This is a genomic window from Psychrobacillus sp. L4 (assembly GCF_042944905.1).
Taxonomy (GTDB): Bacteria; Bacillota; Bacilli; order Bacillales_A; family Planococcaceae; genus Psychrobacillus.
Map to the genome: position 1 here is coordinate 1,728,478 of NZ_CP168496.1, position 25,244 is coordinate 1,753,721.

The 25,244-nt window shown below is 34.5% G+C and carries 23 protein-coding genes; 20 read left to right on the plus strand and 3 right to left on the minus strand.

The annotated features are described in order from the left end of the window. Positions 1-139: 139 nt before the first annotated feature. The 5 genes from ACEPXG_RS08175 (at position 140) to msrB (ending at position 3,467) form a co-directional block, all read left to right on the plus strand. Positions 140-979: a DegV family protein gene (locus ACEPXG_RS08175; RefSeq protein ID WP_391209214.1), complete on the plus strand. Its 840-nt coding sequence runs from the start codon at positions 140-142 to the stop codon at positions 977-979. Positions 980-1,131: 152 nt separating this feature from the next. Then, a complete protein-coding gene (locus tag ACEPXG_RS08180; RefSeq protein ID WP_391209216.1) occupies positions 1,132-1,938 on the plus strand; it encodes a GDSL-type esterase/lipase family protein in 807 nt (268 codons plus the stop codon). A gap of 12 nt (positions 1,939-1,950) precedes the next feature. Then, entirely contained in the window at positions 1,951-2,523 is a 573-nt protein-coding gene (locus ACEPXG_RS08185) for a YpmS family protein (protein ID WP_391209218.1), read from the plus strand. Positions 2,524-2,535: 12 nt separating this feature from the next. Continuing rightward, positions 2,536-3,060 carry a peptide-methionine (S)-S-oxide reductase MsrA gene (gene msrA / locus ACEPXG_RS08190; protein ID WP_391209221.1) on the plus strand — a complete coding sequence of 175 codons (525 nt, stop codon included), beginning with the start codon at positions 2,536-2,538 and terminating at the stop codon, positions 3,058-3,060. Then, the gene (gene msrB / locus ACEPXG_RS08195) at positions 3,057-3,467 is read left to right on the plus strand and encodes a peptide-methionine (R)-S-oxide reductase MsrB (RefSeq protein ID WP_391209223.1); all 411 of its coding nucleotides are present in this window, start codon (positions 3,057-3,059) and stop codon (positions 3,465-3,467) included. The genes msrA and msrB overlap by 4 nt, the downstream gene beginning before the upstream one ends. 459 nt (positions 3,468-3,926) lie before the next feature. On the opposite strand, the gene ACEPXG_RS08200 is transcribed toward msrB, so the two are convergent. Beyond that, a complete protein-coding gene (locus tag ACEPXG_RS08200; protein ID WP_391209225.1) occupies positions 3,927-5,786 on the minus strand; it encodes a methyl-accepting chemotaxis protein in 1,860 nt (619 codons plus the stop codon). A 122-nt stretch (positions 5,787-5,908) separates the two neighbouring features. On the opposite strand from ACEPXG_RS08200, the gene ACEPXG_RS08205 reads away from it, so the two are divergent. The 9 genes from ACEPXG_RS08205 (at position 5,909) to ACEPXG_RS08245 (ending at position 14,326) form a co-directional block, all read left to right on the plus strand. Then, positions 5,909-6,130: a YozE family protein gene (locus ACEPXG_RS08205; protein WP_391209227.1), complete on the plus strand. Its 222-nt coding sequence runs from the start codon at positions 5,909-5,911 to the stop codon at positions 6,128-6,130. A gap of 71 nt (positions 6,131-6,201) precedes the next feature. Continuing rightward, entirely contained in the window at positions 6,202-6,906 is a 705-nt protein-coding gene (gene deoD, locus ACEPXG_RS08210; RefSeq protein WP_391209230.1) for a purine-nucleoside phosphorylase, read from the plus strand. Positions 6,907-7,035: 129 nt separating this feature from the next. Beyond that, entirely contained in the window at positions 7,036-8,517 is a 1,482-nt protein-coding gene (locus ACEPXG_RS08215; RefSeq protein WP_391209232.1) for a S41 family peptidase, read from the plus strand. A gap of 65 nt (positions 8,518-8,582) precedes the next feature. Further along, positions 8,583-9,488, plus strand: coding sequence for a CobW family GTP-binding protein (locus ACEPXG_RS08220; RefSeq protein WP_391209234.1), 906 nt, complete (start codon positions 8,583-8,585; stop codon positions 9,486-9,488). Further along, positions 9,481-9,741: a hypothetical protein gene (locus tag ACEPXG_RS08225; RefSeq protein ID WP_391209236.1), complete on the plus strand. Its 261-nt coding sequence runs from the start codon at positions 9,481-9,483 to the stop codon at positions 9,739-9,741. Before ACEPXG_RS08220 ends, ACEPXG_RS08225 begins: the two co-directional genes overlap by 8 nt. Before the next feature lie 159 nt (positions 9,742-9,900). Continuing rightward, positions 9,901-10,731: a CAP domain-containing protein gene (locus tag ACEPXG_RS08230; protein ID WP_391209239.1), complete on the plus strand. Its 831-nt coding sequence runs from the start codon at positions 9,901-9,903 to the stop codon at positions 10,729-10,731. A 95-nt stretch (positions 10,732-10,826) separates the two neighbouring features. Continuing rightward, the gene (locus ACEPXG_RS08235) at positions 10,827-12,248 is read left to right on the plus strand and encodes a spore germination protein (RefSeq protein ID WP_391209241.1); all 1,422 of its coding nucleotides are present in this window, start codon (positions 10,827-10,829) and stop codon (positions 12,246-12,248) included. Then, entirely contained in the window at positions 12,241-13,266 is a 1,026-nt protein-coding gene (locus ACEPXG_RS08240; protein ID WP_391209243.1) for a GerAB/ArcD/ProY family transporter, read from the plus strand. Before ACEPXG_RS08235 ends, ACEPXG_RS08240 begins: the two co-directional genes overlap by 8 nt. Next, positions 13,259-14,326, plus strand: coding sequence for a Ger(x)C family spore germination protein (locus tag ACEPXG_RS08245; protein ID WP_391209246.1), 1,068 nt, complete (start codon positions 13,259-13,261; stop codon positions 14,324-14,326). Before ACEPXG_RS08240 ends, ACEPXG_RS08245 begins: the two co-directional genes overlap by 8 nt. Positions 14,327-14,338: 12 nt before the next feature. Here ACEPXG_RS08245 and ACEPXG_RS08250 read toward each other — a convergent pair whose 3' ends face one another. Next, on the minus strand, positions 14,339-15,694 hold the full coding sequence (locus ACEPXG_RS08250; protein WP_391209248.1) for an MATE family efflux transporter: 1,356 nt from the start codon (positions 15,692-15,694) through the stop codon (positions 14,339-14,341). Between the two features lie 45 nt (positions 15,695-15,739). On the opposite strand from ACEPXG_RS08250, the gene ACEPXG_RS08255 reads away from it, so the two are divergent. Beyond that, positions 15,740-16,831: an undecaprenyldiphospho-muramoylpentapeptide beta-N-acetylglucosaminyltransferase gene (locus tag ACEPXG_RS08255; protein ID WP_391209250.1), complete on the plus strand. Its 1,092-nt coding sequence runs from the start codon at positions 15,740-15,742 to the stop codon at positions 16,829-16,831. 507 nt (positions 16,832-17,338) lie between these two features. On the opposite strand, the gene ACEPXG_RS08260 is transcribed toward ACEPXG_RS08255, so the two are convergent. Continuing rightward, positions 17,339-17,884 (minus strand): GNAT family N-acetyltransferase, encoded by a 546-nt coding sequence (locus ACEPXG_RS08260; protein WP_391209252.1) that lies wholly within the window; start codon positions 17,882-17,884, stop codon positions 17,339-17,341. A gap of 630 nt (positions 17,885-18,514) precedes the next feature. Here ACEPXG_RS08260 and ACEPXG_RS08265 point away from each other — a divergent pair. The 5 genes from ACEPXG_RS08265 to ACEPXG_RS08285 all read left to right on the plus strand — a co-directional run bounded on the left by ACEPXG_RS08265 (position 18,515) and on the right by ACEPXG_RS08285 (position 25,195). After that, positions 18,515-19,186 (plus strand): response regulator transcription factor, encoded by a 672-nt coding sequence (locus ACEPXG_RS08265; protein WP_391209254.1) that lies wholly within the window; start codon positions 18,515-18,517, stop codon positions 19,184-19,186. Next, positions 19,183-20,556: a sensor histidine kinase gene (locus ACEPXG_RS08270; RefSeq protein WP_391209257.1), complete on the plus strand. Its 1,374-nt coding sequence runs from the start codon at positions 19,183-19,185 to the stop codon at positions 20,554-20,556. The genes ACEPXG_RS08265 and ACEPXG_RS08270 overlap by 4 nt, the downstream gene beginning before the upstream one ends. Before the next feature lie 270 nt (positions 20,557-20,826). Beyond that, positions 20,827-23,631 carry a 2-oxoglutarate dehydrogenase E1 component gene (locus tag ACEPXG_RS08275; RefSeq protein WP_391209259.1) on the plus strand — a complete coding sequence of 935 codons (2,805 nt, stop codon included), beginning with the start codon at positions 20,827-20,829 and terminating at the stop codon, positions 23,629-23,631. A gap of 29 nt (positions 23,632-23,660) precedes the next feature. Further along, on the plus strand, positions 23,661-24,890 hold the full coding sequence (odhB, locus tag ACEPXG_RS08280) for a 2-oxoglutarate dehydrogenase complex dihydrolipoyllysine-residue succinyltransferase (protein ID WP_391209261.1): 1,230 nt from the start codon (positions 23,661-23,663) through the stop codon (positions 24,888-24,890). A 107-nt stretch (positions 24,891-24,997) separates the two neighbouring features. Beyond that, the gene (locus ACEPXG_RS08285) at positions 24,998-25,195 is read left to right on the plus strand and encodes a DUF6501 family protein (RefSeq protein ID WP_391209263.1); all 198 of its coding nucleotides are present in this window, start codon (positions 24,998-25,000) and stop codon (positions 25,193-25,195) included. Positions 25,196-25,244 lie beyond the last annotated feature (49 nt).

Consider the following 25,244-nt stretch of genomic DNA (forward strand, 5'->3'; position numbering starts at 1 on the left):
AAAGAAAGAACCCAAAGTAATGACTTTCAATTAAATTGAAATGAGTAATTGTCTCCAACGAATTTAATTGTATACCTAGAAGTTAATATAGGATTACACTTCTTCTTATAATAGATGTATAAAGGAAAGAAGGGATTTTGTGTCTAAAATTCATATTGTAACGGATTCAACGGCTGATTTAAAAAAAGAGTTGATTGAATCCCTCCATATTCATGTAGTCCCATTAACTATTCAAATAGACGGAGAATCTTTTATTGACGGTGTAAATATTCAACCACAAGAGTTTTTAGAAAAAATGGGTACATCGAAAGAATTACCTAAATCTTCGCAACCAGCAGTAGGTGTATTTAAGGAATTGTATGATAAGCTTGGAGAAAATGGAGATCAAATAATATCCATACATATGACAGGTGGCATGAGTGGAACGGTGAAGTCAGCACAAGCAGCGGCAAAAATGTCTGAATCTGATGTAACCGTCATTGATTCTGAATTTATTTCCTTTGCATTATCTTTTCAAGTAGAGGAAGCTGCAAGAATGGCTAAAATGGGAGAAGTATTAGAAATAATTTTGGAAAAGTTAGAGAAAATGCGAGCGAACACTAGTTTGTATGTAGTGGTGGATACCCTTGATAATTTAGTAAAAGGCGGGAGAATTGGGAAGGGTACTGCCATATTAGGTTCGTTATTATCCATTAAGCCAATCGCTAGCTTAGCCGGGGGTGTTTATACACCTATCGCAAAAGTTAGGAGCCATAAACAAGTAGTTAGTTATTTATTTAAGCAGTTTGCGGAAGATACTAAAGGAAAAATAGTAAAAGCGGTTGGAATATCTCATGCCAACGGTTTAGCCATGGCAGCACCATTAATGAAGCTGATTGAGGAATCCGGATTCAATTCCATTCAAGTTTCTTTTACTTCACCTGTTATTAGCACTCATACTGGACCTGGCGCGATTGGTTTTATGTATATGACGGAGTAAGTAATGGAAAAGCAGGGAATTATCCCTGCTTTTCTTTTATCAAATGAAAAGGAAAATATTTCTACTTCTTTGCTCGAATCTCGTCATATAAAAACGTTACATGTTGGGACAGAGAAAGGCAATTGGTCTTTTCTTATCGAAAGGAGTTAGGAATGAAGTACATTTTTTACTTACTATGTATCATTTTATTAGCTGGTTGTGAAAAACAACCTACTTTTGCAGTAGACTTTACGAAAAAGGAATCTATTTCTTTCGAAGAATATGTTATTCCCTATTCTTTTTTTCCAAGAACATTACAGATGGTTGGAATCGGGGACTCCCTTACAAAAGGTGTTGGGGATGAGTTAAAAAAAGAAGGCTATATAGGAAGAGTAAAGACAGAGTTTTTGCAATATAAAGGAATAGAAGACGTTGTTTTAACCAATACTGCGTTAAGAGGTAGAAGAAGTGACCAATTATTAAAACTTATAAATAAAGGTGACATTGATTATGCAATTCGAAATGCAGATATTATGATGATTACTATTGGTGGAAATGATTTAATGAAAATTGTGAAAAAAGATTTGTTTAACTTAAAGGTAGAATCCTTCGAGAAAGGGTTAATTTCATTTGAAAATAATTATATGAAAATTATTGATAAGATTCGTAAGATTAATAGTAACGCAAAAATAGTGTTAATTGGTCTTTATAATCCGTTATCAATTGTTGCGGAAGATTCTAGTGAATTTGATACAATTATTAATGAATGGAACGCAACAATAGAAAATATTGCTAATGACGATGAAAATGCTTGCTTCGTGCCTATAGAAACACTTTTTGATACAAATGGAAATCTAGTATATCATACCGATTTTTTTCATCCGAATAGCAAAGGATATCAATTGATGAGTGAATCTATTATGAGTTCCTTAATAGATTGTGGTTTTATAGATGATAAAGATTGGGAATTGTTGTTTTAAGGAGCAGATGAGATGAACAAATGGAAGATTGCATTCTTTTTACTTGTACTAATATTAATTGGATTAGTGGTTGGATTATTTTATTGGATATCAACTCCATCTGATTCATCGGAAGAACAGATAGAAACAACTAATTATACAGGGAACGTGCTAACAGTAAACTCTACGAAAGAGGATTTTGAGGGTATTGCTAATACGTTTATGAAAAAAGCGGTGGGTAGGAAAACTTTACCTTTAAAATTAGAACTAAAAGATCAAGTGATTTTGACTTCTGAAATAATAGCTTTTAGGAGTATTATTCCAGTGAAAATGTATTTTGAACCTTTTGTTGAAGAAAACGGTGATATTCGATTAGTACAATCTTCATTAGAGATAGGTATAGTCAAACTCCCTCCAGAAACAGTACTAAAGGTATTAAAAGATTCCATACAACTTCCAAATTGGATGATTGTTAAACCTTCTGACAAAGAAGTTTTAATACAATTAGCAAATATTCCAATGGCTTCTGGTGTACATGTCCGTGCCAAAGAATTGAATTTAGCTGAAGACGTAATTAAATTAGAAATAGTAATCCCAGATGAGTGAGGAGGAAATAATATGGAAAAGGCAACATTTGCAGGCGGTTGTTTTTGGTGTATGGTTAAACCATTTGATACGTATGAGGGTATTGAAAGTGTACTATCTGGCTATACAGGTGGGCATACGATAAACCCAACGTACGAGCAAGTTTGTTCTAATAACACAGGTCATTACGAAGCTGTTCAAATTACATTTGATCCAGCGATTTTTTCTTATGATCAATTATTAGAAATTTTTTGGATGAATATAGATCCAACCGATGAAAATGGACAGTTTTTTGATAAGGGAAGTTCTTATCAAACAGCTATATTTTATCATTCAGATGAACAACGTGAAAAAGCTGAAAAATCAAAAGAAGACCTGGAAGCATCTAAAAAATTTCAATCAAAAATAGCTACGAAAATATTTCCTGCAAAAGAGTTTTACGCAGCCGAAACCTACCATCAAGAATACTATAAGAAAAATCCGGCGCATTATAATCGGTATTATGTCGGTTCTGGAAGAGCAGCATATATTGAGAAAACGTGGAGGGATTCCAAATGAAAGACAAATTAACGGATATGCAGTATTATGTGACACAGCAAAATGGAACAGAGCCACCTTTTCAAAATGAGTATGATAAGCATTTTGGAGAGGGGATTTATGTGGATGTCGTTTCAGGGAAACCATTATTTCATTCGAAAGATAAATATGATGCAGGTTGTGGGTGGCCTAGTTTTACAAGACCAATTGAATCACAAGAAGTGGTTGAACATTTCGATGAAAGTCACGGAATGAGAAGGGTAGAGGTTAGAAGTAAGACGGCAGACTCCCATCTAGGGCATGTGTTTCCAGACGGTCCCTCAGAGGAAACAGGATTACGTTATTGTATAAACTCAGCTTCTTTGCGATTTGTACCAAAGACCCAGCTGAAAGAAGAAGGTTATGAAGATTACTTGAAGTTGTTCTAGAAGCGCCCTTGTGCAAGAAATAATTCAAGATGCTTCAGAACCAATAATACCTCCTACACTTGGATGAATAAAGTGTAGGAGGTATTTGTTTTAAGGTCGGAAGCACTAAATGATACATACCTAGCCGCAGATGGGAAGTAGGTTGAACTCAAGCAAAATAGGCAGCATCTATTGATAAAGAAGCGCTGAGCGGACGAAATTCTATCTTCGTCCGCTTTTAAAAGAATAGGAAAGGGTTAATTCTCTCATTATTCTAACCTTATGTACCTTCTCGCTACATATTCCAAGAGGGCGACGGACAAACATCCGCCACAAGATTATCGGAAAAAATGGCTCTTGAAGTGACACAGTCACTTCAAGAGCCAAATTATTACGGTAATAGTGTATCTGAGGTTTAGTCCAAACCACTCAAGAAATAGGAAAGACCAGATGCACTTAAAGGAATTTTGTCTTTCTTATTTACAATTTAAATTCATTTACTACTTTTCGAAGTTCATCTGCTTGGTTCGATAATTCTACTGCAGAAGCATTAATTTCTTCCATAGCAGCCGATCCCTCTTGAGCAGACGAAGCGGATGTTTCAGTATTGGTAGCAGTATTTTCTGCAATTTGATTAACCTCAATAAAGGAAGCAGCAACTTCTTGGCTGAAGTTAAGCGTGTCTTCAATTTGTTTTACCATTTTATCAATGATTGAAATAGTTTCATTTGTTTGATTCATAATTTGTTCTAAAGAAGCATTTGTTTCATTCGCCACTTCTACACCACGAATCACATTTTCTACACCTTCATGATTTTGTTTTACAATGGAAGTAACCTCCGTTTGGATGGAAGTTACAATACCAGTTACTTCTTTCGCTGCTTTTTGAGATTGCTCTGCAAGCTTACGAACTTCATCCGCAACAACAGCAAAGCCTCGTCCGTGTTCTCCTGCTCTTGCAGCTTCAATTGCAGCATTCAACGCAAGCAAATTTGTTTGTTCTGCAATTGCAGTAATAGTTTTAATAATAGAAGTAATTTCATAAGACTTTGTTCCGAGCGCTTCAACTGTTTGTGAAGTGTTCGCCATAGTCTCTTCAATTTTCATCATTACATCTCCTGATTGATGTACTGATTCAGCCCCTTTACGTGCAGCAATCATCATCTGATCTGTTGCTTCTTTTACAGCTTGAGCATCATTATTTAAATATCTAGTTGCTTCTTCAAGCGAGTTCATCTTTTGAATAGCGATATTCATACTCCGCATCGTTTGTTCACTTCCAACAGCAATCTCATTTGTTGAGTCTGCAATAGATTGTATAGTAATTGCTGTCTCATCAGAAGAAGCCATAAGCTCTTGCCCACTTGCTGATACATTCTCAGTAAGTAAACTCACTCTTTTCACTAAATTAGCAATAGATGCGATTAAAACATTGGTACTTTCCGCTATTTCACCAAATTCATCTTTTGAACGAACTTTCACGCGTCGAGTTAAGTCACCGCCTGCTTGGGCAATATCCAAAATAGAACGGTTGATAGCATAAGTACTTCTTTTAATAGAAAGAAACAGATAAACACCAAATGAAATTGTTAAAGCTACTGAAAAAACGGTTAACGCGATAAATAAGAATAAAGAAGTATTATTTCCCTTCTTTAGTAGTGCAATTTGACTCGCATTATTTTTAGCTAATATTTCGTTCATAGCAGCGATATGAACATCTACATAATTCATAGCAGTTTTTCCATTTCCAGCATTTACTAACTTTTGAGCAGATTCAATTCCTGATTCATCGCGAATTTTAATTACCCGCTCAGAGTATTGAAGGTACGTCGTGAAAAATTGGTTAATGGATTGTATTTTTTGTAATTCCTCTGGACGATCTTTATAAACTTGATGTAATTCTTTTAAATGAGTTATAATTGCATCTTTATATTTTTTATGACTTCCCATATAATTTGACTTACCGGTTATTATATAACTTTGTTCAGCATATGCCAATTGAGCAATTTCGGTTGATATCTGATTTACCATCAATTGCTCTTTGATGTCTTCATTCGTAAACTTCTCTAAAGCTTGTTGGGATGAATACATTTTGCTAGAAGTTAAGACAAGCATAGAAATTAGGATTATAATAAGTACGGAAAAGATGATCAGTACACGACCTCTTATAGAATTAAAGAGATTAGTTTTTATTGCTGCATTAGATTTTCTTTCTATCTTTTTCTTACTTTTAAAAATTGTTAAGAAAGGTGTTTTTTTCTCCTTTGCCCTCTTCTTTTCATGTTTATTTACTTTTGGTAAATTCAATGGTTTTAATTTGTTTCTGATCCCCTTTAACAACCATATCAACCCTTTCTACATGTATTACCTTTTAATATTTTTAAGTTTACTTGTTTTAGATAGAATTATCTACATGTTTTTTAATTTTTCTGTGACTTCATGACTAAAGATGGAGGTGAAATATGAAACAATCGTTTTATCTTTATGCATTAAAATACCGAGGAGGACAAAAGAAGGAGAGAAAAGCGCTCTTTGCAGAAACTATGTTTAATCAACATGATTTTCCAAAAGCAGAAACCTCTTTTGATTCTTTATCGAAATATATAGAAGAACTTGCACACGTAGATATGAGTGCAACCGTTTTTGATGAACTTTGGGAACTTTATAAAGAAGCAAGTAGCTAGCAATTTCGTTGCAATTCAACCAAAAAAAATGTATCATTAAACGGATAAGTAATAGAAATGAGGTCAAATAAATGAGTATACACATTAGTGCAAAAAAAGGTGAGATTGCGGATACAATTTTGCTGCCTGGAGATCCACTTCGCGCAAAATATATTGCTGAAACATTTTTAGAAGATGTTGTTCAATACAACGAGGTTCGTAATATGTTTGGTTATACTGGTACATATAAAGGAAAGAGAATCTCTGTTCAAGGTACTGGAATGGGTGTTCCTTCAATCTCTATTTATATTCATGAATTAATGAATGATTATGATGTTCAAAAATTAATTCGTGTAGGTACTTGTGGTGCTATCCAGAAAGACGTAAAAGTTCGTGACGTAATCCTTGCTCAAAGTGCTTCAACAGATTCTACTTTGAATAAAGTGTTATTAGATGATGTTAGTTATGCTCCAACTGCAGATTTTGACTTGCTATATAAAGCATATAATGTTGGTAAACAAGCTGGATTAAGTCTTAAAGTAGGTAATGTATTTACGGCAGATTTATTCTACAATGAAAATGCTCAAAACGAAAAATGGGCTAGCTATGGCGTACTTGCGGTTGAAATGGAATCTGCAGCGCTTTATACGTTAGCTGCGAAATTCGGTCGTCAAGCTCTTTCTGTATTAACAGTTAGTGACCATATCATTACTGGGGAAGCAACAACTTCTGAAGAGCGTCAAACTACTTTCAACGATATGATTGTTGTTGCATTAGAAGCAGCAATTCAAGACTAATATCGTTAATTTGTCTGTCAATATTAGGGAGATTTCTTCTTTGGTAGATTATCTTCATAAATAGACTGTCATTTCGATGACAGTCTATTTTTAAAATAATTTTTAGTTTTTGTGAAAAGGGTGAAAAATTTGGACGAACAAAACAAATCAAATGAAGAGCTAAATTCTTCAGAAGTAAAACCAGCATCGCGGTATATTAAGATGAAACCATTTGTTTTTCTCATTATGATTTTCGCCTTAGTAATAGCGACTGCAGCTGTTACAATGTTTTCTTTAACTCTCGGCAAGGACAAGGTTATAGGGGGAGTTGCACCGCAAAGTGAGCGAGCGGAGTTCTCCAAGTTGTATATGGCTTATGATAAGTTAAAAGAAGAATACTATAAAGATATAGATCAAGACGTGATTGTTAATGGTGCGATAAATGGAATGATTGACGCACTAGATGACCCGTACTCTGATTATATGAATAAGGAAGAAGCCTCTCAGTTCAATGAAAGTATTTCGTCTAGTTTCCAAGGAATCGGTGCGGAAATCCAAGAAAGAGATGGTGTAATAACGGTAGTTTCTCCGATTAAAAATTCTCCTGCTGAAAAAGCGGGACTATTGCCGAATGATAAAATTATGGCGGTTGATGGAAAAGATATTAAAGGATTTACTGCTTCCGAAGCAGTGTTATTAATTCGTGGAAGTAAAGGAACCGAAGTTAGTCTTACGGTTAAACGTGGGGAAAATGCTTCGATGGATATTACAATCGTTCGTGATGATATTCCGATAGAAACGGTTTATGCAGAGATGGTTGGAGATAATGTAGCACATATCATCATTTCTAGCTTTTCGACAAATACGTATGATGAACTTGTAAAAGCTATTAAAGAGATGGATAAACAAGGCATGAAAGCACTAGTATTAGATGTGCGTCAAAATCCAGGAGGACTTCTTGATAGAGCAATTGATATTTCTAATTTATTCGTTGAAGATGGAAAACCAGTTCTACAAATTGAAGAAAAAGGAAAAAGGGACGTAACAACTGCATCACCAGGAACGAAAGTGAAAGTCCCTGTATCATTAATTATTGATGGAGGTAGTGCATCAGCATCCGAGATATTAGCAGGGGCACTAAGTGAATCGGCTAATGTACCATTAGTTGGATTAAATTCTTTTGGTAAAGGTACAGTTCAACAAGTAAATGACTTACCAGATGGATCAAACATTAAAATTACTATTGCAAAATGGTTAACACCTAAAGGTAATTGGATTCATGAGAAAGGGATTGCTCCAAACTATGTTGTGGAATACCCTGCTTATGCAATGCTTGCTCCATTAGACCCATCCGTGATATTAAAAGAAAATCAGTCTTCTGAAGCTGTTCAAAATGCGAAAGAAATGTTGAAAGCAATTGGTTATGAAGTTGGCGAAATGAATGAAGACTTCGACGCTCCATTTGCTAAAGCAGTGAAAAAATTTCAGACAGATAATAATATTGCCACAACCGGCGAGTTGACAGGCGAAACTTCTTTCATTTTAATGGATAAACTTCGCCAAAAAATAGTAAAAGATGATCCACAATTGGAAAAAGCCAAAGAAGTGGTATTAAAGCTTCTGAATAAGTAATAGTTTAAAGTTAAAAGCTGGCCTTTATGGTCAGCTTTTTCAACATGAAGAAGGGAGAAGATAGTATGAAAGATGTATATCTCTTAAGTGGGTTTTTGGGAAGTGGAAAAACTTCTTTATTAGCTCATTTAATCGCTCAATTTAAAGCGGAAGGATTAAAGCCGGCAGTCATTATGAATGAGTTAGGGAAATTAGCTTTTGATAGCAGAGCAGTCGATAAGGATGTGCCATTAAAAGAAATGTTGGAAGGCTGCATTTGCTGCACAGGTTCTGAGAAAATGGAGGCCCAACTTCAGACGCTATTAGAGGGAGAAACCTTCGATGTATTATTAATAGAGACAACAGGTGCTGCACATCCTGTTGAGGCAATGGATGCTGTTTTTTCTCCACTCTTTGCAAGCAAGTTAAATATGAAAGGCATTGTTACCGTAGCCGATTGTAAAAGATGGCTTGAAAGAGACAAAATGACCCCACAAACACGCATGCTTTTTCTAGAACAAATAAAACATGCTCATTTAATAGTGGCAAATAAAACGGATTTACTTTCCGATTCCGAAATCGCTTCAGTTACTATGCAAATACAGGGTTTAAATAATGCGGCACCAATTCTCCAAACTTCCAATAGTAAGATACCATTAGCATTAATTACACAGTTGGAAGCAACTTTTCATAAAAATGGCATTAACAAAACAGCTATTGGAAAACAACTATTTCTTTCTTCCAGATTACACATCTTTTCTGAAGCGGTTGATCAAGACTCATTTGAAGACTGGGTAAGAAGCCTTCCTGACACAGTTTATCGGATAAAGGGTTATGTTCCATTAAAGGGACATAAATACCCCTATCTATTTCAATATGCATATGGAATGGTACAATGGTTGCCAGAATTTATGAAGATGGAGCCCCAAATCGTTCTAATTGGGGACCAAATAGATAGAATCGAAATTATTGGAGAGCGTTCATATGATTAATGCTTTTCACCATTTATATAAAGGAAGAGTAGCATTAGAAAAAGTACGAACAGAAGAAGAGGTTCGACAATTTATTCAAAGTGAGTTAATGGATGAATTTACACATCCAAGAGCAAGGCGATCCATAGAAACGAAATATGCATTTGCTGTTACGAGAATTAAATCAAGTAAACTATCCAATGAAGAACAACATAGTCTATTAGACGTTTACAATGAAGAATATGCAAAACTGTCAACAGGATATGAAGTGTAAATTTTGATCTACTTGGTTAAGTTAACCAATAATAGGTTTATAGTTTGTTATTCTCACCGATATTTTTAACCCAACTGGACGTGTTGGTAAATATTATGGAAAAATTTCCTCCAATCTTATGTTTACAATAGGGGTGCACAAAAGAAGGAGGAAATGAAAATGAATAAAAAACATTCTATCATTGTTGGATTACTAGCAGGTGGCTTATTGTTTTCAACAAATACAGCAGATGCAGCGATGACAACGGGAAATTCACATACTACTTCCGAGGCAAAAGCAGTCGTCGTATATCAATGGAACTCTCCATATAATATAATGTCTAAGTTTGACTGGTTAGATCTTAATAACTTTAGTGATCTAGTGAATTCAAAACTAGTATTCCAAAAACCAGTAACAATAAACCCAACTTCACCAGTTAAAAAACCAGTAGCGGTAACACCAGCTCCACCGGTTAAAAAACCAGTTACAGATACGCCAGCTCCACCGGTTAAAAAACCAGTTACGGAAACACCAGCTCCACCAGTAAAAAAACCGGTGACAGAAACACCAAGCACTCCTGTGAAACAACCTGTAACTGAACAAACGCCACCAAGTAATAATCAGGAAGTAAAAGTACCGGCATCAGTTCAAGAAGTGGTTGATTTGACAAACAAAGAACGTGCAAAAGAAGGATTAAAAGCTTTACAAATCGATGTTAAACTTACTCAATCTGCACAAGCAAAATCACAAGATATGAAAAACAAAAACTATTTTGATCATACTAGCCCAACATACGGTTCTCCATTTGATCAAATGAAATCGCTTGGTATCACATATAAATCAGCAGGTGAAAACATTGCTATGGGACAACGTAGCGCTGCTGAAGTAGTAGATGCATGGATGAAATCACCTGGTCACAGAGCAAACATTATGAACCCAGCCTTTACACATATCGGAGTTGGATTATCTGATAGTGGATTCTACTGGACACAACAATTTATAGGTAAATAATAGAGTCAGAGCCTACCAAGTTTGATACTTGGTAGGCTTTTTAGCGTTTATATTTAAAACTTAGAGCACATACTTCGAAGAGAAGAGGTGATCTGGTGGTTGTATATAAAGAAACAATAGAATTACTTAAAAGTTCGTTTTCTCATTCCTATGATTTTATAACGAAGGAATTACAATGGAATGATGATCCAGTTATACTTTGTTATTATTCAACAATGATTGATACAGCAATTGTTCTGAAACAAATTAATCATTTACAAATGTTATACGAAGCAAATGACCCAAACTGGAAACTCACTCCGTTTTCGGAAGCGTCAGAATTTTCGTTAGAACAACTTGAAATAAGTATTACCTCAGGAGAGACGGCACTAATATTTCCAAAATCAAATAGTATGGTTAGAATAATTATTCCTAAAATTTCTTCAAGGGTACCTTCACCTCCCCTAAATGAATTTGTAGTAAGAGGATCCCATGATGGCTTTGTAGAAAATGCTGAAGTAAATATAAATTTAATAAGAAAAAGAATGAATACACCTGATTTGAAAATTGAAAGATTAGTACTCGGTTCTACAACTAATACAAAAGTCTCCATTATATATTTGGATACAAAAGTAGACAGAGAAGCATTGGAAGAATTGAAAGTAAGGATATCTAAAATAGAGCTAGAAATGTTATATAGTGCTGGGCAGTTAGAAGACTATTTAGAGGATACGATTTGGTCACCATTTCCTCAATTTTTAAACACAGAAAGACCAGATAGAGTGGTAGCAAATATTTTAGAAGGTAGAATTGCAATCCTATCAGATTCGGATCCTACTGCCCTTATAGCTCCAACAAGTCTAATTGCTTTTTATGAGTCTCCAGATGATTTTAATGGAAGGTTATTAGTAGGGTCCTTTTATCGATTAGTTCGTTTAGTTAGTTTTTTTATAGCGATCTTTCTACCGGCTTTTTATATTGCGGTAGCTAGTTTCCATTTTGAAATAGTACCAATAGATTTGGGTGAAGAAGTGAAGAGTTCTGTCAGTCATGTTCCTTTTCGACCCATATTCGAAGCATTTCTTCTAGAGATAACAATTGAACTAATACGGGAAGCGAGTATACGATTACCAAGTCCTGTAGGTCAAACAATAGGGGTAGTAGGGGGATTAGTAATTGGGGATGCAATCGTTTCTGCCGGACTTGCCTCTAATTTAATGGTGATAGTTGTTGCATTGACTGCACTTGCTAGCTTTGTAATACCATCAGTGGAGTTAAGTACATCGATACGTATTTTAAGATTCCCATTTATGATTGCTGCCTCGATTTTTGGTTTTTTTGGCCTTGTCATGGGTTCTCTTATACTTTTCATACACTTGTTAAATTTACAATCTTTAAATCGTCCATATTTGTCTCCTATTATCCCATTTGAACCGAAAAAACTGTTTGCGGTCTTTTTCCGTATACCATATTATAAATCAAATGAGGTACAAAAGAATTTTTATTTCTTCAAAAAAGGATTGAAGAAAAATGAATAAGTGGACTCTGTCTAATAAACAATTATTTTTATTCTTATTTATAATTCAAACGGGCACGATTTTTATAACACTCCAAACTCGAGTTATAAAAGCAGCCGAACAAAATGCTTGGATTGTATTCACCCTAGTTAGTTTCCTACATTTTTTATTGTTAATAATTTTTAATAAATATTATAAGTACTTTCAATTAAATAAATTAGAAAAGTGGCTATATCAAATTTATTGGTATGTTGTAGTTATTATTTTTTTGGGAACCATAGATTTTATACTGATTGTTTGGGTTTTTCCTTTAACACCACATTTTATTGTTATTGGTATAATAGTTTTTATTTCTTTTTATGCAAATATAAGCAAATATGCTGTTCCTTTAAATATTTCCGTTATTTTAATTCCATTCATAATATTGTTTTTGGGAGTATTATTTCTTGCTGTTCCTGATTTAATATGGACTAATCTGTTCCCTATAGGTCATATTGATAAAGACCAGTGGATAGTCGGTACAAAAGAATCACTAAATGCGTTTATCGGTTTGGAAGCGTTCTTATTATTACGCCCATTTGTACAAGACAAAAGAGAAATAAAGACAAAACAGATTTTATACTACCAACTTGCTCTTACTCTATTTTTTTTATTTACTATCATATTCACCATATTATTTTTTCCTTTGGAAGAATTAAAAGTAATTCCAGTTGCAATAATGTTTTTATTAAAGTCACAAGACGTAACCTTTGTAGAACGATTAGATTTGTTTTTTACTTATATTTGGATGATGTGGAGTATAATAACGGTCTCGTTATTTATGTTTTTAGGCATTCACCTATACAAAACAATGCATAAACCACAATTGAAATTTACAGTATTCATACATCTTGTCATATTTATTTGCCCTATATTTTTATTGTCACGAGATATATTAAAGAAAGCCAATGATTTACTAGTATATGGTCATTTGATTTTCGGGATATTATTACCATTATTTATTCTTTTCAAGGGATGGAGGAATTCATTGCGTGAGTAAAAAGATAAGTATATTAATAATGGTATTAATCTTTTTAAGTGGATGCTGGGATGAAAGGCTAAACAAGGATTTTGCAAGTATACCTATGGTTGGTTTCGATGGCGAATTAGGTAATTTAACAGGCTATTTTGGATTGCCTGGAGAGCAACATCAAAGTAAGGAATTCGAAATGTTGTCTGCTAAAGGTGTATCTGTACAAGACGTAGCTCAAAAAGTTGATCAAAAAGTAAATCAAAGATTGGATTTGTCAAAATTAACAAGTATTTTATTATCTGATGATACAGTAAAAAGTGATTTAGATCACTACCTTGATGCATATTATCGAAATTCTAGGAGCCGCTTAAATACTGTTCTAATAATCACGGAAGGTAGTACAGCTCCATTTATTAAATACGGGGAAAAAATGGGTAGTGATGTAAATAATTATTACAGTGAATTTGTAGAGGGATTTAAACTAGAATCTGTCTTATCGAAAGCGGATATTCAGCAGTCTCTTTCCGATTTAACAGATGAAGCAATTGATTTAACTTTGCCATATATCAAAATGTCAAAAGAAGGAGATATTCCAGAATTAGTAGGGGTTGCTCTGTTTAGTGAGAAAAAATTTTCGGGGAAAACGTTAAATAAAGACGAATCCATCATACTGCAATTAATGAAAAAGAAGAAAGGGAAGTATCCTTATTTAACATTTACACATAAAGAGATCCCAATTACGATTAAAGTGGACAATTTACAAAGGAAAATGCAATGGGACGGTAAGCATATTGAAATTCATTATAAAATGAAAGTAGGGGTAATGGAATATTATAAAAATCATTTTTTAGAGAAAAAAGAACTTCAAGAATTAGAGAAATTTTTAGAAGAGACATTTACGAAAAGAATGGAAGAGATTTTAAAAGTATTACATGACGGTAATTGTGATGCTCTTGGAATTGGTCGTTATGCAAGAGCCTTCCATCCAGATGTATTTGAGAAAAATAAATGGAATGAAATATATCCAACTTTAACGATTACTCCAACTGTCCAAGTAAAAATTATTGAAACAGGCATAACAGATTGAAAAACGACGCTTTTACGCGTCGTTTTTTTGTATTTTCCTCTGTAAATAAATGAGTCTTGAACCAAGTGTGATTGCGCCAAAAGTTAGACCCACAATAAGGCCAATCCAATAGCCAAATCGTTCAAAAGAAGTATAATTTGCTAGAATATAACCTGTAGGTAACCCAATAATCCAATACGAAACGATAGCCATTATAAAAGTGATCGTGACATCTTTATAACCTCGAAGTGCCCCTTGAACTGGAGCTTGAATGGAATCCGAAAGCTGAAATAATGCCGCAAAGAAGAAAAATTGAACCGTCAACGTAATTACTGTTTGATCATTCGTATAGATTGTTGCAATTTGTTCTCTAAATAGGAGCAATATTGTCGCAGAGATAAAGCTAAACAATATAGCTGTAACTACTGCTAACCAACTATAGGTTTTTGCATCTTTAAAACGATTGGCACCAACTTCATAACCAACTAAAATGGTTGTTCCCATGGCAATGCTTAATGGAACCATATAAAGCAGAGAGGTGAAGTTCATGGCAATTTGGTGTGCGGATATTACAGCAGTTGAATACGTGCTCATAAGAATAGTAACAGCAGAAAAAATCGTTGTTTCTGCAAAAATCGACAATCCAATTGGTAAGCCTATTTTAGTTAAAACCTTAAATTTTATGAAGGATGGTTTACTCCAACCGTGGAATATCCTTAACTCAGCAAAAGGTTTGTTGCGATATACGATAAAGACCGCAATAAATAATATTAACCAATATGTAAGAGCAGATGCTAGCCCTGCACCAGCCCCTCCTAGTGCAGGCATTCCAAGTTTCCCAAATATAAATATATAGTTTAATGCGATATTAATAGGAGCAGATAATAGCGTAATAATCATCGATACACGAGTTTTTCCTAGTGCATCAATAAAAGAACGGAGCACACTATAGAGAAATAAAGGAATAAGTCCAATACTCATCATATATAAATAATCCTTTGCCACGACGCGTACACTATCCTCGAGAGGAATGAGTTGTAGCGCAGGATCAATAAACATTAAAATACCGAAAAAGATCACAATTGCCAACACGATGGCAATATAAAATCCTTGTTGCACAAAGATGGGTACGTCTTCCTTCTTTTTCGCACCCATTAATTGTGCTACAATGGGCGTAATGCCTAGTAAAATACCGGTTAGTCCAGTATATACTGGCACCCAAAGTGATGAGCCAATAGAAACACCTGCTAAATGATCAATACTATATTTACTCGTCATTAAAACATCGAAAAAAGTCATTAAATACAGGGCAACCTGAGTGACTAATATTGGGACGACTATTTTGATCATTTGAAAACTTTTTTCTGATAATGTTTTTGTTTCTTGCATTTTGCATACATCCTTTAAAGTTATAAGATAGTTAGGAGATTATTAATGAATAATAACACAATTGTTTTAACAGGTGGAGGAACTGCGGGACATGTTTCATTAAACCAAGCAATTATTCCTGAATTAATAGAAAAAGGCTATGAAATACATTATATAGGTTCTTCTAATGGAATAGAAAAAACAATAATTACTGAAAACTTCCCGGAAACACCATATTATGCGATTTCAAATGGGAAACTTAGACGATATTTTTCTATGAAGAACTTTTCCGATCCTATTAAAGTCCTTTATGGTACAATGCAAGCAGCTATGGTCCTCAAAAAAGTAAAACCATCTCTCGTATTTTCAAAAGGTGGATTTGTATCTGTTCCTGTTGTGATAGCAGCAAAACTGGCAAACATACCGGTAGTTATTCATGAATCCGACATAACACTTGGGCTTGCAAATAAAATTGCTAGTTCCTTTTCAAAACATGTATTTACCGTTTTTGATGAGACGTTGAAATACTTACCTGCAGAAAAGGCTTCCTCTATTGGAGCAATTATTCGCCCAGATTTGTTAAATGGAAATTCTTTTACTGCAGAGGAGTTAACTGGATTCAGAGCTGATAAAGAGACCATTATCATAATGGGAGGCAGCCAAGGAGCCGCAAAAATAAATGAGGCCATTTATGAAAATATAGATGTTTTAACAGAAAAATACCAAATCATTCATCTTTGTGGTAAAGGAAATGTAAATATGTCCTTAAAAGGTAAGCCGAATTATATTGCGTATGAATATGTTAATAACGAGTTGCCTCATTTATTAAAAATATCTAATTACGTTATTACAAGAGCTGGTTCAAACTCCATATTTGAGTTTTTAGCGCTAAAAAAACCGATGCTTTTAATACCTCTTTCTATTCATGCAAGTAGAGGTGATCAACTATTAAATGCGAACTACTTTGAAGAAAAAGGATTTGGACTTGTTTTAGAGGAAGACAACTTAACTCCAACTACGTTTTTAGAATCAATTACGAGACTAGTTCAACAAGCAGACGAAATTACATCAAATCAGTACAGAGCCACATCTCCAAAAACACCAACGCAATTTGTAGAAACATTGTTAACCTATAAGAAAAACACAAGCATCCTTTAAGTGCACCTGGTCATCACCAATTCCCATGCGCTTTGGGCTAAACATTGGCTACACTATTAACGAAGAATTTTATGGAGGATCTGGAAGTGACGCAGTCACTTCCAGATCCTCTCTTTTCGGTAATCTTGTGGCGTATGTTTGTCCGTCGCCCTCTTGGAATAGGAAGAGACAAGGTACATAGGATTTGGTTAATGAGAGATTAGATGCTTTCCTATACTTTTAAAAGCGAACGAAGATGCAATTTCGTCCGCTCTGCACTTCTTTATTCATGGATGCTATCTATTTTTTTCCGGTTCCATCTACTATAATCTCTGCTCACTGACTCATGTATACTGTGGTCGTTAAAAGTAAAAATATATGGGAAGTCCTGCGTTAGGTAGTAACCATTCGGAAGGATTTCAAGTCGGTGTGAATACTGTATTCGTTAGATTACATTTCATATACTTATTATCTAAAAAATAAAAAACTCCCGTCAAATAAATAGTTGACGGGAGTTTATGCATTATCTCACATTGCTTGTTCTTCTTCTGTATTTTCTTGAAGCATAACTAGGTGGAATAAATCTTTCGGAATGTAGTAAAGGTCGAAAGAATCATTTTCTTTATTAATTGCTTCATATATGTTTGGATGCGTATCATTTGCTTTCATTGCGTAAGGTAGTTTTTCAGTAGCCCGTATACTTTTTGCGTTGTTTTTCCGTATACGTAAAAAAATTGTATGAATATCTGTTTCAAAAAACATTTCCTGTAAAAATTGTTCTTTAGCTTTTTTGTTATATCCAAGCCCTTGATAAGGTTTACCAATCCAAGTGCCGAGAAACCCCGCTCCATTTTCGATATCAAACAAATTAATCGTACCGATCGGTTGGCCGAAATCACTAACTATTGTTCGAGATATAGAAAGGCCTTTTTCTTCTTCTTCCATCAACTGTTTTGTTATAAACCAATATTCATCTGCTGAACTTGCTTTATTGCGTACATAAGCAAGTACGGATGGTTCCGCCATTAATTCATATAATGCCGTACATTCATGTAAATCACGTTTTCTAATCAACAAAAGTGCCCCCCAAAAGAACCATAAATGAGCAGTATCATCCTAGGTCCCTGAAATTTTTCATTTCGAATTGCATAAAAAATTTCGGGGTAGGAATCGAACCTACTAGGACCAGCTCAAAACTGGTGGCGCACCATTTGCCTTCCCACGACAAAGTTAACTTTGTCTTATAAAATTATTTGCTTTTATAATATACTAATTTTTGTTCCATTTGCATAGATAAATTTCTAAAAAAAATTGTTAATTTTTTGTGAAGAAAAATTTTCTGAATCGAACTAAAAACTTGTATCTTTTTTTCTAAATACATATGATTGATGGATACAAGAATCAACGCTGAATGGAAATCATTGGATCATATAGTTGCATGCAATAATTACATGCAACTATATGAAATTACTATATGAATTAACTGAACATTATGTGTCACTAATTAGTAAAAAAAGATGATATGAACATAACTTATGTCAAGGAAACGGCAGCTATTCCTACTAAGTTTGCTAAAATCAATATTATAGTATCGGGGCTACTTTAGGGGAAAACTCATTAAGTGAAAAGAACTTTTGAAAATATACAAACTTTTCGTTGAAATACTATCTCAAACTACTATTTTAAAAGGGGAATTATATAGGTATGAAACGACGAATATTACTCGTTGAGGATGAAGTGAATATAGCAAAGTTCGTGGAATTGGAACTAAAGTATGAAAACTTTGAAGTAACGGTTGTACATGATGGTAGAGAAGGGTTGGAATATGCACTTTTTAAAGCCTATGATCTGTTATTAGTTGATCTGATGCTACCAAGTTTAAATGGACTAGAAATATGTAGAAGAGTTAGAAAACAAAAAAACACGCCTATCATCCTAATTACTGCGCGTGATGCCATAATTGATCGAGTTTCAGGTTTAGAGGCCGGTGCGGACGACTATGTGGTAAAACCTTTTGCTATAGAAGAACTACTTGCCAGAATACGAGCGATTTTACGCAGGGTTGGAGGGGAAGATGAACGGAATTCAAAATTAGTTATGTCTGAATTATTAGTGGATAAAAATGCACATCAAGTTTTCTATCAAGACAATCAAATCGAACTAACAAAAACAGAGTATGATTTGTTAGTTCTATTATTGGAAAACAAAAATAAAGTGCTAGCTAGAGAGTCAATTTTAGAAACAGTATGGGGGTATGATGTTGAAGCAGAAACAAATGTAGTGGATGTTTATATTAGGCATCTTAGAAAAAAAATCCCCGAAATGTCTCATATGATTGAAACTGTTAGAGGAGTCGGGTATGTGATGCGTCAATGAAAAACTGGACACTTCAAAAAAAATGGACCTATAGCTCTGCTATTTCTATATTTTTAAGCTTTCTGACAATGTGTGTCATACTTTATTTTTCTCTTTTTAATTGGATGCTCATTTCTGAAAAGAAAACTGCTCAAAATACATTGAATGAAGTAGTCCAATTTTTACAATCGAAGGGACCATTTATAACAATTCAAGACATTAGTAGAAATCGAACATTGTTAAACCAAATTGTCAATCAAAAGCAGTCAATTCGTTTATTAAACAAAGACGGTATTGAAATACTGCGCATAAATGATGCGAGTAATTTCCCAGAATACTCAAAAGAATCCTCTACTGAATTTCAGAGAGATGTGATAAATAATCAACTTGTTTATCATAAAGTAGAAGAATTGAATTTTGGAACTTTTTCTGGGTTTGTAGAAATTTCTCATAGTTTAGAAAGCTTCTCAGAGCTCATGAACTATATTTTAATTGCAATGCTTATATTCGCGGTTATTTCTCTTCTAATTTCTGCACTTATTGGGTATTCCCTGTCTTCGATTTTATTAAAACCAATTAAGGAACTTAGAGGGGAGATGCAGCGGGCGAAGCAACATAAGTTTTCCGAAAAAGTTAATTTTCATTACTCTTCAAATGATGAATTGGGAGAATTGTTAATCATTTACAAGGAACTTATGAACGAAGTTTCCAAAACAATTAAAAGACAGGATGAATTTATTTACAATGTTTCGCATGAGTTAAGAACACCTATACAAGTTGTAGAAGGCCATTTGTCCCTTCTTAATCGTTGGGGAAAAGATGATCCACATGTTTTAGAAGAGTCTTTAATAATCTCTTTAGAAGAAATACAAAAAATGAAGAGGTTAATAGAAGAAATGCTAAAACTTGCGAAAAGGGAACATGCAGAAGAAACATTTCAAACAAGTATTTTAGAGGTGGCCATGTTTTTACAAAAAGAATATAAATTGATTCATCCTAAAGTGGCCATTTCAATGGAAATTAATCCCGATTACTTTGTTACTATTCAACCAACTGCTTTGCAGCAAATCCTTCGAAATTTAATTGATAATTCGATCAAATACAACGAAAATGATCCGAAAATAACGATTGCAGTAACTCGAAATGCTAAAAACATCATTATTTCTTTAACGGATAACGGAATTGGAATTTCTAGTCATCAATTTAAGCAAATTTTTGAACGGTTTTATACTGTGGATGAAGCAAGAACAAAATCAAAAGGTGGATCCGGTCTAGGTTTAAGTATAGTTAAAATGATGGTAAAGGAATATGGGGGGGAAATTACCGTTGAAAGCAAGTTGGGAGAGGGCACAACGTTTCACGTATATCTTCCGTATATTACCAGTATTTGATGTTTGAAAAGAATGTAAGAAACTTTTTATACAAATCCTTATTTAATTTACAAAAAAGCATTGTATTTTTTTATCATAGTAGTAAGATGGAAATGGAAAAATCGTTCTTTCAAAAGGTTCTTTAAGTACTCTTGAAATAGTGGTAAACTGTAAATGTGTTTAGAATGTGTACGTTTTACACAGGTTTCCTTATTTTTATACAATTTATATTATTATTGCAATTTTTATTATCAATGCCTAAAAGGCACAAAATGTTGGAGGTTTTTCTAAATGTCGAACAAACAATCACCTTGGTCAGCTTTTTCTGGTCCTAACCTAGGTTATGTAATGGAGCAGTATGATTTATATCTACAATCTCCGGAAGAAGTGGACAGTGAATTAGTTAGTCTATTTCAACAATATGGGGCACCATCTATAGGAAATTCTTCAGAATTAAGTACAAATGCTTCTATTTCTGTAGGATCATCGAATGATTTTGATAAGATTATTCGCGCTATTCAGCTAGCGGATGCTATTCGTTCATATGGACATCTTGCCGCTAACATCTACCCGCTGAATGATGGTCCAAAAAATGAATCAAAAATTGATGTCAAAACATACAATTTAACAGAACAAGATTTAATAGAAGTGCCTGTTTCTTTTCTTATTTCTAATGCGCCAAAAAATATTGCAAATGGATTGCAAGCAATCAAACACTTAAAAGCAGTTTACACAGATAATATTGCTTTTGAAATTGCTCATATTGTAGAACCAGAAGAACGTGCATGGTTACAAAATCGAATTGAAAACGGCGTTATTAAAGAAAACCTATCAGCAGATGATAAGAAAAAATTATTAAAACGTTTAACGCAAATTGAAGGTTTCGAGAAATTTATTCACCGTACTTTTGTAGGAGCAAAACGTTTCTCCATAGAAGGCTTGGATACTTTAGTCGTATTAATTGATGAATTGGTACGTCAATCGGATAAAACACAAACGAAACAAGTTAATATTGGAATGGCCCACCGAGGACGTTTAAATGTATTAACACATGTTTTAAATAAACCGTATGAAATGATGTTTGCAGAATTTGCACATGTACCAAGCGAAGCTTTCTTACCGAAAGATGGTTCACTGGAATTATCGGAAGGATACTATGGTGATGTAAAATATCATAAAGGTGCTTCTTATCACTCAAAATCGGGATTAACTGTCCAATTAGCATATAATCCATCTCATTTAGAAGTTGTTAGTCCAATCGTTACAGGGCAAACTCGTGCTGCACAAGAATCTACTAGCATGCCAGGGTTTCCAGTACAAGATAAGAATGCAGCATTTGCAATACTAATACACGGAGATGCCGCATTTCCAGGTCAAGGTATTGTAACAGAAGTATTAAACTATAGCCGTGTTCGTGGATTCCAAACAGGGGGATCTATTCATATTATCGCAAATAATATGATTGGATTTACAACAGAACATTATGATTCTCGTTCTACTCATTACTCTTCAGATCCTGCTAAAGGATATGAAGTGCCTGTCATTCACGTTAATGCAGACGACCCTGAAGCTGTTTTAGGTGTGGCTAAATTTGCTATTGAATATCGTAAACAGTTTGGAAAAGATATCGTTATCGATCTTCTAGGATACCGTCGTTATGGTCATAATGAAATGGATGAGCCGTTAGTGACAAATCCTACTATGTATCATCTTATTCACAAACATCCAACGGTTCGAGAATTATATGGTCAACAATTAGTAAAAGATAATTTAATCGAATCTAAGGAAATAAAATCTTTAGATGAATCTATTTTTAACGGTATGCAGCAAGCATATGATCGAGTAAAAGAACTTCCACAATCCACTGCACATGAAATTGTTATTCCTGAAGCAGTATTAAACGGAATGCCGGAAATTCAAACGGGTGTTGCTGAGCAACAGTTGAAAAAAATAAACGAAGAGTTACTCTCGTGGCCTAAAGATTTTACAGCTTTCAAAAAGTTAGAAAAAATTCTTAAACGTCGTGAAGAACCATTTAAAGGTAAAGGGAAAGTGGATTGGGGTCATGCTGAAACACTTGCATTTGCAACTATTTTACAAGATGGAAATTCCGTCCGTTTAACAGGTCAAGATGCACAGCGTGGAACTTTCTCACACAGACACTTAGTTTTGCATGATGAAACTACTGGTGCAGAATTAACGCCAATGCATTATATTAGTGAAGCTAAAGCATCCTTTGTTGTTTACAATAGTCCTTTAACCGAAGCTGCAGTTCTAGGTTATGAATTTGGTTATAATCTCGAGGATAATAATTCCTTATCTATTTGGGAAGCTCAATATGGTGACTTTGCAAATATGGCGCAAGTTATGTTTGATAACTTTATTAGTGCTGCACGTTCCAAATGGGGCTTGAAATCAGGATTAGTGATGCTTCTTCCTCACGCTGCTGAAGGTCAAGGGGCAGAGCATTCCAGTGCTCGATTAGAGCGTTATTTACAACTTGCTGCTGAAAACAACTGGACAGTTGCGAATCTTTCAAGCGCAGCAAACTATTTCCATATTTTGCGTAGACAAGCGAAAATGTTAAAAGAAGAAGCAATTCGTCCATTAATTATTGTATCTCCAAAATCATTGTTGCGTCATCCATTAGTAGGAGCAGATGTAGCAGAGTTAACTACAGGTCAATTTGAAACAGTAATTGAACAACCAGGTCTAGGTAAAAATACGAAAAAAGTTCAAAAAATTGTTTTTGCAAACGGTAAATTGGCAATTGATTTAGCGGATAAAGTGAAAGACGGAGCCGGATATGATCATTTGCATATTGTTCGAATAGAACAACTGTATCCTTTCCCTACTGAGAAACTTCAAGCTATAATCGAACAATATCCAAACGCGAAACAACTTGTTTGGGCTCAAGAAGAACCTAAAAACCAAGGTTCTTGGAATTTTGCACTACCATATTTACTTGAACTTGCGAATGGGAAAGAAATCTCATACGTTGGACGTGTAGATCGTTCAAGTACTGCTGAAGGTGATATTGACACGTATAAAGTAGAACAAGCACGTATAATAGAAGAAGCAGTGAAAAGCATTTAAGCAAGGAAAGATTAGAGGAGGAAATTCAAGTGGCAGATATTATAGTTCCAGAATTAGCAGAATCAATTACAGAGGGTACCATTGCACAATGGTTAAAACAACCAGGTGATACAATTGAAAAAGGTGAGTTCATCGTTGAACTTGAAACAGATAAAGTAAACGTTGAAGTAATTTCTGAAGAGGCTGGAGTTGTAAGTGAATTACTTGCAGCAGAAGGCGATACCGTTCAAGTAGGTCAGGTAATTGCAAGAGTAGGTGCTGGATCTGGATCAGCCGCATCTGCACCAGCTGCTGAAACAAAAGCACCAGAAGCTTCTGCACAAACTGAAGCCCCTAAAGCAGCTCCTGTTGCGGTTGAAACTACATCTGAACAAGATCGTACAATAGCAAGCCCAGCAGCTCGTAAATTAGCTCGTGAAAAAGGCATTAACTTAAGTGAAATTTCACCAGTTGATCCGATGGGACGCGTACGTGTTCAAGACGTATCAGCTCATAGTACAGCACCGGCAGCTACAAAAGCAGCTATTACTACAGCAGCTACTGCTACACCAGAAGACGATGGTCGTTTTACTCGCGAGAAAATGTCTCGCCGTCGCCAAACAATTGCTTCTCGTTTATTAGAAGTAAGACAAAGCACTGCTATGTTAACGACATTCAATGAAATTGATATGACGAATGTAATGGCATTACGTTCTCGTAAAAAAGATAAATTCTTTGATGATCACGATGTACGTCTTGGCTTTATGTCATTCTTTACAAAAGCTGTTGTTGCTGCACTTAAAAAATATCCATATGTAAACTCACAAATTGACGGAGATTACATTGTTAAAAACAACTTCTATGATATCGGAATCGCAGTATCAACTGAAGGTGGATTAGTAGTACCAATCGTTCGTGATGCAGATCGTAAAAACTTTGCAGAAATCGAAGATAATATTGGTCAATTAGCGAAAAAAGCGCGTGATAATAAATTAGCTCTTTCTGATATGTCTGGTGGATCATTTACAATCACAAACGGTGGCGTATTCGGTTCATTACTTTCTACTCCTATATTAAATGGTACGCAAGTTGGTATCCTTGGAATGCATACTATCCAAAAGCGTCCAATCGCTGTTGGAGAAGAAATTCAAATTCGTCCAATGATGTATGTGGCATTATCTTATGACCACCGCGTAATAGACGGAAAAGATTCAGTTGGATTCTTAAAAATGGTAAAAGAACTTCTAGAAAGCCCAGAAGACTTAATGTTAAATTCTTAATTAGTAAAAATGCAGACATATCTAATGGTATGTCTGCATTTTTTTATAGGCATTTATTGAATTATGAGGATTACAATCGTATACTATTAAGTAAAGGAAGTGGTTAGATGATACATAATAATTGGATAACTTCACCAACACTTAAAACAGTTACATGTGTTCATACAGATGCTAAAAAATTCTTAGTAAGTAATGTACTAACTGTTGGCAAAACATACGAAGTAAAAAATGAAACAGAAGAGTTTCTATTTGTCATCGATAATACAAGTAAAATCGGCGGCTACTACAAAGAATATTTTCAATAAAAAAACCGATGAATTTCATCGGCTTTTTTTATTAGAGGGAGAATTAATA